Annotated in this window: 8 protein-coding genes; 5 read left to right on the forward strand and 3 right to left on the reverse strand. The window is 48.1% G+C overall.

Annotated features, from left to right (window positions below):
- The 5 genes from QZ135_RS19680 to uxuA form a co-directional block, all read left to right on the forward strand.
- Window positions 1–2,872: glycosyl hydrolase family 28-related protein (locus QZ135_RS19680; RefSeq protein WP_294613323.1), on the forward strand; the 2,872-nt coding region annotated here is incomplete at its 5' end.
- 82 nt (window positions 2,873–2,954) lie between these two features.
- Window positions 2,955–5,630 carry a glycoside hydrolase family 2 TIM barrel-domain containing protein gene (locus tag QZ135_RS19685; RefSeq protein WP_294613326.1) on the forward strand — a complete coding sequence of 892 codons (2,676 nt, stop codon included), beginning with the start codon at window positions 2,955–2,957 and terminating at the stop codon, window positions 5,628–5,630.
- An 18-nt stretch (window positions 5,631–5,648) separates the two neighbouring features.
- On the forward strand, window positions 5,649–7,982 hold the full coding sequence (locus QZ135_RS19690; RefSeq protein WP_294613330.1) for an alginate lyase family protein: 2,334 nt from the start codon (window positions 5,649–5,651) through the stop codon (window positions 7,980–7,982).
- Window positions 7,983–8,099: 117 nt separating this feature from the next.
- Window positions 8,100–8,909, forward strand: a complete 810-nt coding sequence (locus QZ135_RS19695; RefSeq protein ID WP_294613332.1) for an SDR family oxidoreductase — start codon at window positions 8,100–8,102, stop codon at window positions 8,907–8,909.
- Window positions 8,910–9,056: 147 nt separating this feature from the next.
- Window positions 9,057–10,229 (forward strand): mannonate dehydratase, encoded by a 1,173-nt coding sequence (gene uxuA, locus QZ135_RS19700; protein WP_294613335.1) that lies wholly within the window; start codon window positions 9,057–9,059, stop codon window positions 10,227–10,229.
- A gap of 135 nt (window positions 10,230–10,364) precedes the next feature.
- Here uxuA and QZ135_RS19705 read toward each other — a convergent pair whose 3' ends face one another.
- The 3 genes from QZ135_RS19705 to QZ135_RS19715 form a co-directional block, all read right to left on the reverse strand.
- Complete coding sequence (locus QZ135_RS19705) at window positions 10,365–10,772, reverse strand: HEPN domain-containing protein (protein WP_294613338.1); 408 nt, start codon at window positions 10,770–10,772, stop codon at window positions 10,365–10,367.
- Window positions 10,763–11,086 (reverse strand): nucleotidyltransferase domain-containing protein, encoded by a 324-nt coding sequence (locus QZ135_RS19710; RefSeq protein ID WP_044265545.1) that lies wholly within the window; start codon window positions 11,084–11,086, stop codon window positions 10,763–10,765. Before QZ135_RS19710 ends, QZ135_RS19705 begins: the two co-directional genes overlap by 10 nt.
- Window positions 11,087–11,899: 813 nt before the next feature.
- Window positions 11,900–12,364: a hypothetical protein gene (locus tag QZ135_RS19715; RefSeq protein ID WP_294613342.1), complete on the reverse strand. Its 465-nt coding sequence runs from the start codon at window positions 12,362–12,364 to the stop codon at window positions 11,900–11,902.
- Between the last annotated feature and the right edge of the window lie 14 nt (window positions 12,365–12,378).

The raw sequence follows: 12,378 nt of genomic DNA on the forward strand, positions 1-12,378 counted from the left end.
GGCCGTATACTTCACTCCGGAGTATTTCTCTATAAAAGCCGATGGAAATGCGGACGTCTCCGACGCTCTGCAAGAAGCAGTGAATGCCGCCAAACATAAAGAATCGGGTTGCGGCATTCTTTTCGTACCCGAGGGAGTTTATAAACTCAGCAAGACGATTTACGTCCCCGCAGGGGTACGTCTCATCGGTTATGGGGCGAAACGTCCGGTATTCGTTCTTACCAGGAATGCACCCGGTTTCCGCGAAAAGACGAGTGAAACAAACAAAGGAAAGTATCTCTTTTGGTTTATCAGCGGAAACTACCGTCCGGGACGTCCGGTGACCGACGCCAATGCCGGAACATTCTACAGTTCGCTGATGAATGCGGATATTCGCATTGAAGACGGTAATCCGAATGCCTCGGCTATCCGCGCTCACTTTGCCCAACACTGTTCTATCTCCAACGTGACGATTCACGTAGGAAAAGGGCGTGCCGGGATTGTAGATGCAGGCAACCATCTGGAAAACGTATCTGTCTTTGGAGGAGAATATGGAATCGATACGGATAAGTCAGCCCCGGGATGGCCTATCATGCTGCTCAATACCTACTTTGAAGGACAACGCAAAAGCGCCATCCTGACGAATGAAGGTGGGTTAACCATTGTACGCATGAAAGTCAAAGATGTACCCGTAGCCGTAGAAATTAAGGAGGACGCTCCCGACCGTTTGTTCATGGAAGACTGTATCTTCGAGAATGTGCGCCGTACGGGAGTCATTCTTACGGATGCCGGCAACGCTGCTACGCAAATCAATCTTCGGAATATACAATGCAAAAACGTCCCGGTATTTTCTCTGGAACGTTCTAACAATGAACAGGTGTCCGGTAAGGGAAAGACCTACCGGATCACCCGTTTCACTTTCGGTTTCAATGCCGACAGTCTCGAAGACACTCCGCAAATAGTGCGTGAGGCAGAAACTGAAACAATCAAAAACATTATCCCTCTGGATGCCAGTGACACCCCGATGCTTCCTGCAACGGACCAATGGGTAAACATTCGCGACCTGGGCGCCAAAGGAGATGGTTTCAGCGACGACACTCAAATCTTCCGCGAAGCCGTAGAGAAATACACTAACATCTACCTTCCGCAAGGATGGTATGTAGTGAAAGAACCATTAGTACTGAAACAAAATACAAATTTAATCGGATTACATCCCGGAACCACCATCATGCTGACACTGGGTGGAAACCCAGCATTCAGTGGTTTCGGTGCTCCCCAGGCACAACTGACCACGCCCGAAAAAGGCACAAACATAGTGTGTGGCATCTTCCTCAATGCCGATGCCTACAACTATCGGGCAGTAAACTGCAAATGGATGGCGGGTGAAGGTTCCTATCTATATGACGTAAAGTTCAGTGGTCATGATAAGAACCGCTTCTTCCACAACGGACAGAGTGCAGCCAATCCTCTGGAGAAGCCTATGCCGATAACCCCGGAAACACACGACTTAATACTCCGCGCCTGGGACAACCAACATTGGAGCCTGTGGATTACCAACGGAGGCGGAGGCACTTTCCGGGATTTATGGACAGCCAATGAATACAGTTCCGCAGGGCTTTACGTTAGCCATACCGAAACACCCGGACGCATCTATGGCATGTCTTTGGAACACCATCTTCGCAACGAAGCTATCTTCCGCAATGTAGCCAACTGGAAAATCTACGATTTTCAGTTTGAAGTGGAGGCCGAGGGCATCGACACACAACCATTGGATTTGATTGATTGCCGGAATATGACTTTTGCCAATTTCTATTCCTACCGCGTGTCGCGCATGTTGAAGTCCTACCCGTCAGCCATACGGACCTGGAATTGCAAAGACATTGAATTTCTCAATCTGCATAACTATGCCCATGCCCGTGTGAAGTTTACTTCCAATGCCAGCCTGTATGATGTGAATACCCGGCATGAGGCACGCCGTTGGGAATTCGCGCGGCTGAAACTGACGGGTGAAGAAAACCGCAAATATCCATTAAGTAATGAGAAAGGAAAAGCAGAAGTTATCGTCAGCGGCTTTGAATTTATTGACGGACTGGCAAAAGATAGCCGGGGAAATATATATTTCTGCGAATCGCGTATGCGCCGCATTTATAAACTGGATGCCGTAAACGGGCAGGTAACTTCCATTGCCGATTTCCCCTGGAACGCCGTAGCACTGGTTTGTGACACGGAAGACAACCTGATTGTGGTTACTAAATATATATCCCAACCCGGTTATAACAATGATGATACACGCAACGACAGGCAACCTTTATTCGGATGGCGTGGTTCAGGTGGCTTGTGGGGATTTACCTATGTCCCCAGACTCTACTCCATCCGTCCGGACAATGCAGACGAAAGTTTCCGGGTGCTTCCTTTAGTAAGTATGGAGCAGATACAGGCACCAAAGAAAGTGTGTTATCTGGCCAACCGGACCATTACCCAAAACGAATATTATGGTGGCAGAAAACCTGCGCAATGTTTTGTCGCACCGGATGGAGTAACCATTATTCCGTATTATGAAGACCTTTTCCGTTGTTCATCCATAATAGAAGCGGCTCCGGGAGAAGCAATCTATACGTTAGATGAATATCATCAGAGGGTTATCCGCTCGGAAGTAGATAATCGGGGCTTCCTGCAAAACAGCCATCTGTTTGCCGACGGAGGCGACCGTAGCGTGGTAACAGACCAGGCGGGCAATGTATATGTGACAAATGGAGATGTTTCCATATTCGACTCCACGGGTAAGCCGATAGGAACGATAGAAGTGCCCGAACGCCCTACATCCTTACTGATTGCAGGAGACAGACTGTACATCACAGCCGTATCCTCGCTTTATCAGGTAAGAATACAATAATAAGCAGAATTTAGATAAACAATAAGATGACTGAGATTTCGATAGGTTTGATTAGTGAAGAAGATTATATCATATATATACCATGAAAAAGAAAGAACACATACCCCGACAGAAAGCTTTCCGCTGGATAGCTGCTACCACTCTGTCTTTATTATTCCTGTCGCCCTTACAGGCACAGCGGGAAAGCTGCACCATCAATGATGGTTGGAAATTCCTGAAAGGGGAATGCGCCACTGCAGCAGATAGTGCATTCAATGACGTTGCATGGACATCCGTCCACCTGCCGCATACCTGGAATACGGATGCTTACATTGAAAAAGACTATTACCACGGTACCGGCTGGTATCGCCGGCAAATATCAATACCACAAAACTGGAAAGGAAAACAGATATTCCTGAAACTGGATGCCGCCAGCAAAGCAGCCACCATTTATATCAACGGAAAGAATGTAGGCGAACATGCCGGAGGATATACCGCCAGTTCATTCGACATCACCCCATTCTGTACATTCGGCACCCAAAACTCTCTCGCCATCCGTGTAGACAATGCCCGTCAGGATATTCCCCCCATCTCCGGCGACTTCACATTCTTCGGTGGCATCTACCGGGATGTATGGCTGACGGCCGTTCCCAAGCAACACTTTCACCTGACAAACCACGCTTCGGACGGAATTTTCATCAGCACTCCCCAGGTATCCCAAGAAAGAGGAACGATACTTATCCGTGGAGAAGTTAAGAATGATGCCGGCCAAAAAGCATCACTCGAACTGGAACACACCGTATACAACCCGGACGGAAGCATTGCCCAAACCAAGAAACAGTCTATCCAGATAAAAGCCGGAGAGCTCTACTCTTTCAGCACCGAAACCTCCCCCATCCCATCCCCCCGATTATGGACTCCGGAAACACCCCACCTCTACAGGGTGGAAAGCGTTCTGCGCGACAAAAAGACAAAGGCCATCCTCGACCACAGCAATCACCATACCGGTTTCCGTTGGTTCAGTTTCGACGGCGAACAAGGCTTCCACCTCAACGGAAAGCCCTATAAACTGCGCGGCATCTGCCGTCACCAAGACCAGAAGCCCATCGGAGTTGCACTGACAGACGAGATGCACCGCCGTGACATGAAGCTGATGAAAGAAATGGGCGCCAACTTCATCCGCATCTCCCACTACCCGCAGGACGACGCTTTATTGGAAATGTGCGATAAGCTCGGCATGCTGGCATGGGAAGAAATACCCATCATCGACATTGTACCCGATACTCCGGGATATGCCGAAAACTGCGAACGCAATCTGCGGGAAATGATACGCCAGCATTATAATCATCCTTCCATCATCACCTGGGGATATATGAACGAAATATTACTCGTCACCCAACGCCGCTACAAAAAAGAAGAAGAACTGAAACCTGTACTGGAACGGACACTGGCACTTGCCAAGCGCTTGGAGGATGTGCTGAAAGAAGAAGATGCCACCCGCGTCAGCACAATGGCGTTTCATGGCAGCAACAGCTACAATGAAGTGGGATTAGGCAGCATCACCGATATTGTCGGCTGGAATCTTTACCAAGGCTGGTATGGCGGTGACCTCACAGGTTTCGAACGCTTCCTGGCAGAACAACACCAAAAGTATCCTTCGCACCCGATGATTGTCAGCGAATATGGTGCAGGTTCCGACAAGCGTTTACATTCGCTGCAACCACATGCTTTCGATTTCAGTATCGAGTATCAACAGAAGTACTTGGAACACTACCTGCCCGTGCTGGAAGAGACACCTTACATCTGCGGCGGAACCCACTGGAACTTCATTGATTTCTCTTCCGCACTGCGCGATGAATCCATGCCGCGCATCAATAACAAAGGTCTGGTATATTCCGACCGTACCCCCAAAGACGTCTACTATTACTATAAGGCAGCCTGGCGGCAGGATATTCCTGTGTTGCACATTGCCAGCCACGACTGGGTTCACCGTGCCGGAGTACAGCAAGGAGAGGCCCCTGTAATGCTACCAGTCAAAGTATATACCAATCTCCCGGAAGTAGAACTCTTCATCGACGGAAAATCTTTGGGTAAGCAGAAGGTCACGAATTATACAGCCACCTTCGAAGTACCGTTCAGCCGGAAAGAACACTTCGTTTCCGCCAAAGCCGAAAACAAAGAAGCTGCTACAGACATCCGCATCATAGAAGACGGCATCCGCCTGAACTTCACCCCTACCCCTATGATGCCGGATGAAACAAACTTACGGGGACTGGAACTTGCCGTCAATGTAGGCAGCCATTGTTTCTATACTTCCGATGAGAGCCAACTCACCTGGCTGCCCGACCAACCTTACACCGAAGGTAGTTGGGGATACATCGGCGGAGAAAGCAAAAGTAGTCAGGGACAGGTTCAGAATACCAACGACGGACCTCTGTTCCAGACTCTTCGCAATGGCATTGAAGGTTATCGTTTCGATGTTCCCAACGGCGACTATGAAATAGAATTTCTTTTTACAGACATCTTCCGTGAGAACGCGGCGGCAGTCTATCTGCTGGACCGGAACTCCGATGCAGAAAGCCGTGAAAACCGTTTCAGCATAATCATCAATGATGTGGTTGTTGAAGAAGACTTTTCTCCCTACCGCGAAAGTGATTACTTCCATGCTTTACGGAAAAGATACAATATTACAAACTTTCGGAATAAAATTGAAATACGCTTCCCTGTTCGGAGTGGAAAAAGCCTTCTGAATGGTATCAAACTCAGAAAACTTTATTAACTTCAAAATAAAAACGCCATGAGAGCTAAAATTTGCCTAGTCATCACCAGTCTGTTGCTCGTAGCAAGTAGTATAAATGCACAGTCCATCTGGGACAGAGCACATCTGGAAAAAGTAAAACAATCATTACACCAGCCTTTCTTTTCGGCTGCTTATCAAGAACTAATAGCGGACGCAGACAAGACATTGGACGTTCAACCTTTGTCCGTCATGATGAAAGAAAAGACACCCGGCAGCGGAGACAAACACGACTACATGAGTCAGGCACGCTACTACTGGCCCGACCCCACCAAACCGGATGGCCTGCCCTACATCAGCCGTGACGGTGAATCGAACCCGGAACTGAACAAACTGGACCGTAACCGCCTCGGGGCAACCGCCCAACGCGTCACCACCCTCGCACTTGCCTGGTATTTCAGTGGTGATGAGAAATACGCCCAGAAGGCAACAGAACTTATCCGCGTGTGGTTTTTTAATAAAGATACGCGTATGAACCCCAATCTGGAATATGCCCAGATGATTCCGGGGCACAACAACAATAAAGGACGTTGCTACGGCGTCATCGACACTTATTCTTTTGTCGAGATGCTGGATGCTGTACAATTGCTGGAGGGTTCAAAAGCCTTCACTACGAAAGATGACAAACAACTGAAAGCATGGTTCGGCAAACTGCTGACCTGGATACTGAACAGTCCACAGGGACAGGAGGAAGCCAAACAAGCCAATAACCACAGTACGGCACACGATGCACAAGTCATCGCTTTTGCCTTGTACGCAGGGAATATGAAAGTAGCGCAGGAAGTCATCAACGCCATTCCGCAGAAGCGTATCTTCACCCAGATAGAACCCGATGGCAAGCAGCCGCACGAACTGCGCCGCACCCTCGCCTTCGGCTACTCACAATTCAACCTGTCCCACCTCATCGACATCTTCGTGATGGGCCGGAAGATGGGTATCTCCATTGATAACGCCACTTCGCCGGACGGGCGCAACTTCTACAAAGCCATGGACTTTCTGGTTCCATACGTTGGAAAACAAGTGGAAGACTGGCCCTACCAGCAAATCAGTGAATGGGACTACAAGCAACAGGAATTCTGCAAAGATTTATACCGTACCGGCTTGCTGAATCCGGCGCGGACAGATTACATGAGAATCGCCAAAGCCCATCGCATCATCAATTGGAAAGACCGTTTCAACCTGCTATGGGTAGAGGCTGACGACGTGGACAATGCCTATGCTTTCGCCTGCGGGCAACTCCGGTTTGCCCTGACGTGTGCAGGCAAAGCCAGAAAAGAAGCGGATAACCAGTGTAAGCACCGGGTCGTTCCGCGTAGCATCAACAAAGACGGTTCACTGAGGATGATACACCCTCACGACTGGTGCTCAGGTTTCTTCCCCGGTTCATTGTGGCAGGCATATGCCTACACAAAGGATGACTTCTGGCGTCAGCAAGCCATCAGCAACACCTGGATGATAGAAGAAGCCAAATGGCACAAAGGCACCCACGACCTGGGCTTCATGATGAACAACAGCTTCGGCAAAGCCTACCTGTTGACCGGCGAACGCTCTTACAAAGATGTAGTGCTGCAAAGTGCCAAAACCCTGATAACGCGCTACAGTGATAAAGTAAAGAGCATCCGTTCGTGGGACCACAACCGCGATAAGTGGAAGTTTCCCGTCATCATCGACAACCTGATGAACCTGGAAATGCTGTTCTGGGCCACACAGGAAACCGGCGATTCCATTTACTGGAAAGTTGCCGTGAACCATGCCAATACAACGTTGAAGAACCACTTCCGCCCGGACTACTCCTCTTACCACGTAGTGGACTATGACCCCGAAACAGGCGAAGTACGCGCCAAACAGACCGCACAGGGCTATGCCGACGATTCCTTCTGGAGCCGTGGCCAGGCATGGGGATTGTACGGATACACCGTATGCTACCGTTTCACCAAAAACCCCGCCTACCTGCAACAGGCACGCCACATCGCAGACTTCTTCCTCAGCCTGCCCAACCTGCCCGAAGATTTAATCCCCTACTGGGACATGAAAGCCCCCGGCATTCCCAACGTTCCCCGCGACGCCTCGGCTGCCGCCATCATGGCTTCGGCTCTGTATGAGCTTCGCAATTACGTTCCGGCAGAAGACGGCAAGCGCTATCAGGACATTGCCGACAAGATGGTGGACAGCCTCAACAAGCACTATCGCGCCGAGCCGGAAACCCACTACGGCTTCCTGTTGCTCCACTCCACCGGACACCATCCGGGAGGTGACGAAATTGATGTACCACTGAACTATGCCGACTATTATTATCTGGAAGCATTGGCAAGAAAAGCTGCTCTTAAGCAGTAATTAATACTTTTTGAGACAGTAATTCATCTTTTTGAGACGTTTCATATGGTAAGTAAGCTACTTTTACGCTATTTTTGTAGCACAGAGAATTAGAATCATTTTATAAAAGAAAAAGACATGAAAAACTTATTCGACATTAAAGACAAAGTGATTATCGTGACCGGCGGTTGCGGTATCTTAGGAAAGAGTATCGCCAACTACCTAGCCGAACAAGGTGCCAAAATCGTTATCCTGGACCGCGTGGAAGAAATCGGCAAAGAACTGGAAGCCGAACTCAACCAGAAGACGGAAGCCATGTTCCTGGTGACGGACGTGCTGAACAAAGAAGTGCTGGAAGAAAACAAGAAAGCCATTCTGGAACGCTTCGGCACCATCGATGTGTTGCTGAACGCTGCCGGTGGAAATATGCCCGGTGCCACCATCGCCCCTGATAAGACCATCCTCGACCTGGAAGTAGATGCTTTCAGAAAGGTAGTGGACCTGAACCTCTTCGGCACGGTGTTGCCCACAATGGCCTTTGTAGACGTAATGGCTAAGAACAAGAAAGGCGTTATCGTCAACTTCTGCTCCGAATCTGCCCTGCGCCCGCTGACCCGCGTAGTAGGCTATGGTTCAGCCAAAGCTGCCATTGCCAACTATACCCGCTATATGGCTACGGAACTGGCAAGCAAATTCAGCCCCGAACTCCGTGTAAACGCCATCGTGCCGGGCTTCCTGCTGACCAACCAGAACCGTGCACTGCTGACCAACCCGGACGGCTCCTACACCGACCGTGCAAGAACCATCATCGCCCACACTCCGTGCGGACGTTTCGCCGAACCGGAAGAACTGTTCGGAACCATCCACTACCTCATCAGCGATGCTTCCAGCTTCGTGACAGGTGCCCTGTCGGTAGTAGACGGCGGTTTTGACGCTTTCTCAATCTAAGGAACGAGTTGACAAAGAAATGAGTTGACAAGGGAACGAGGGAACAAGTTGACAAGGTCATGAGACATTGAGTATCCCCCTTGTCCCCTCGTCAACTTCTTCCCTTGTCAACTAAAGAAAAATAAGAAACTAAAAAACGAAGAAACTATGGTATTATGTGAACAAACCTGGCGCTGGTATGGTCCTAACGACCCGGTCAGCCTGTGGGACATCAAACAAGCCGGAGCAACCGGCATCGTGAACGCCCTGCACCACATCCCCAACGGTGAAGTGTGGACAGTGGAAGAAATCATGAAACGCAAGGAAATGATTGAAGCCGTAGGCCTGCGCTGGTCGGTAGTGGAAAGCGTGCCTGTGCACGAACATATCAAGACTCAGACGGGAGATTTCCAGAAATACATCGATAACTATAAAGAAAGCCTGCGCAACCTCGGCCAGTGCGGTGTGAACATCGTGACGTACAACTTCATGCCCGTACTGGACTGGACACGTACCGACCTTGCCTACGAACTGCCCGACGGAAGCCGTGCCCTGCGCTTTGAGCGTGCCGCTTTCGTTGCTTTCGACCTCTTCCTGCTACGCCGTCCCGGTGCCGAGAACGACTACACCGACGAAGAGAAAGCCAAGGCAAAAGCCCGCTTCGAACAAATGACGGATGCAGACAAGCAATTGCTGGTTCGCAACATGATTGCCGGACTTCCCGGCTCCGAAGAGAGCTTCACACTGGAACAATTCCAGCAAGAACTGGACCGTTACAAAGACATCACCCCGGAGAAACTGCGCGCCAACCTGATTTACTTCCTGCAGGAAATCGCCCCGGTGGCTGACGAAGCCGGCGTAGAGTTGGTTATCCACCCGGACGACCCTCCCTGCTCCATCCTCGGCCTGCCGCGTATCATGAGTAGTGCTGCCGATTTCCAGGCTTTGATTGACGCTGTTCCCAATAAGAGCAACGGTCTTTGTCTCTGCACCGGTTCACTCGGCGTAAGCAGTGCCAACGACTGTGCCGCCATCATGCAGCAATTTGCGGACCGCATCAACTTCGTTCACCTGCGCAGCACGCAGCGCGACGCAGAAGGTAACTTCTACGAAGCCAACCACCTGGAAGGCGACGTAGATATGTATCACGTCATGAAAGCCTTCCTCGAACTGCAACAAAAGCGTCAGGTATCCATCCCCATGCGTCCCGACCACGGACATCAGATGGTGGACGACCTGAAGAAGAAAACCAATCCTGGATATTCCTGCATCGGCCGCCTGCGCGGACTGGCAGAACTACGCGGACTGGAAATGGGTATCGCAAAGTCTATCTTTAAGTAATCTCTGTAGGCAGCATCAGTCCATCTGATGCATCCATACAATTAATTACGGGCTACAAGGCACTTATCATTCGTGCCTGTAGCCCGTAACTAATTATAAACCATTTTATCGGTGAATTTACCGACTCAAAGCATATCAATCCTGCTTAATAGAAATCAGTTCTTTCATTTTTTCAAGCAATATTTCTGTCTGTGGAAACAATGGGGCAACATCTATTTCTGCCCAATCAAACATATCATCATAATCACCTGCCTGACGCATATTAAGCAATCGGGAAGCTAAACGAGCATCTTCCCTGCTCAGCAAACCTCTCGTTACAAATTCCTGTCCCAACATACAAATCAATCCACTATGAGTTTTTGAGGCAAACCCCTTATCCACCATTAGGGCTGAAGCCATGTGAAATACTGCATAATACAGGCGATTCGCTACTAAACTCCAATGATTGAACGATGCATTATCCCTCGCTTCAATCATTGCAGTCTCGGATTTCTGTATCCGATATGAAATTATTGCTTTTTTCTCATCAATCGTTAACGACATATCTCAATGCTTTCTTGTTCTACATTCTTATAAAAAGGAGTAAAATTCCTCTTTTGCCAATCGCTATAAGTGTAAAGCAAAGGATTTATCATAGCCCCTATCTTCCAGCCCAATTCCATCAAAGGGTAAGCAACATTATCAAAGTCATCATTATTAATCCGCTCCTTATCAATCAGAATAAGAATATCCCAATCAGAATCTTCACGCGCATCTCCGCGTGCCTGAGAGCCGAACAAAAGCACCCTCCCTCCTGTGGGAAGCACATTCTGCAAGGTATCCTTGATTTGCTGCAATATTTTTGTTTTAGAATACATCGTATCTTCTTTACTAATATCCAATTACAAAGATAAAAATATATCATGTAATTCCAATTCAACTTAGGCTTATTTCTCCAACTTTCCTGTTTATACCTAACAGCAGGATGTTATTTTACCCATTCAACCGTTCCATTTTGACATTTTGTCTTTTATGCATAACGAGAATGCGATATTTCCGTCCCGTTACAAGGAAGAATGAAAAGAAACGAACGAAAATCAGTATCTTACTTATTGACAGCGCGATACATAAATACATACAACTCTAATAAAAGAAAAACAGATGGTCTGTCTACCATATATAGACCGTCTGTCTACCACATATAGACCGTGCGTCTACCATATATAGACCGTTCGTCTCAGATATATAGACTGTTCGCGTCAGATCTATAGATTGTACGCGTCCCATCTATAGATTGTTCACCTCGGATATATAGTTCCTTGATGTAAGAACCATAGTTCCTTGCATACATATTGCATATACTGCTTGTTATATGCAAAAATCGTGGATTTATATTCAATAGATTATGCAATCGGAGCCTATTCCGGATGTTTTCGGAAAAGGCTCTGTCGTTAAAAGAACGGTTCCGGTTACTTTTTGTCCGGAATAAAACGTGATGACTTTCACTTCAGTACGAATTAAGAGCTAAAAAAGAGTATCTGTCATGCTGAGCTTGTCGAAGCATCTACTCTCTTTGTATTTCTATAGAGATAAGATCCTTCGACTACGCTCAGGATGACAGATACTCAATATACGAATGAATAATGAGCATCTACTTATATATTGGTTAGATGAGAAATTATCTATTGATTCTACCTGAACAACCGGCACAGAAACGACCAGACAGAGGTTTTCTTGCCTCCTATCGCTCTATCATTATTCAGTATCTTTTCGTTTAATGAAAGGATTCTATGAGTAAGGTCCGCCATCTTCTCAAACTCGGCCTGTAGCTTTTCCTCCCGTTGAGAACGCCTATAGTTTATCTCCAGCAAGTCATCATAGTCTTTTGTTAAACGTGCATTTTCCTTATAAAGCCATTCTAAATGCTCTCTCGGAACCCGTTCGATGGTTGCATCATCTTCCGGGTACGACTTCGTTGAATTAAACTCAAGGGATTTTTCAAGGTCCTCCGCATCCACCATCGGGTCGGGGTCCTCGTAAGGGTCTTTATCCAGAGATGAACATCTCAGATAACCGAGCCTTATCCATTCGCGGATTTGCTCTTCGGATATGCCGTATTTCTCAGCGGCCAAACTTACAGAAAGCCAATTAGCCATATAGAGTGTTTGAT

Origin of the sequence: uncultured Bacteroides sp. (assembly GCF_905207245.1) — a bacterium.
Lineage (GTDB): Bacteria > Bacteroidota > Bacteroidia > Bacteroidales > Bacteroidaceae > Bacteroides.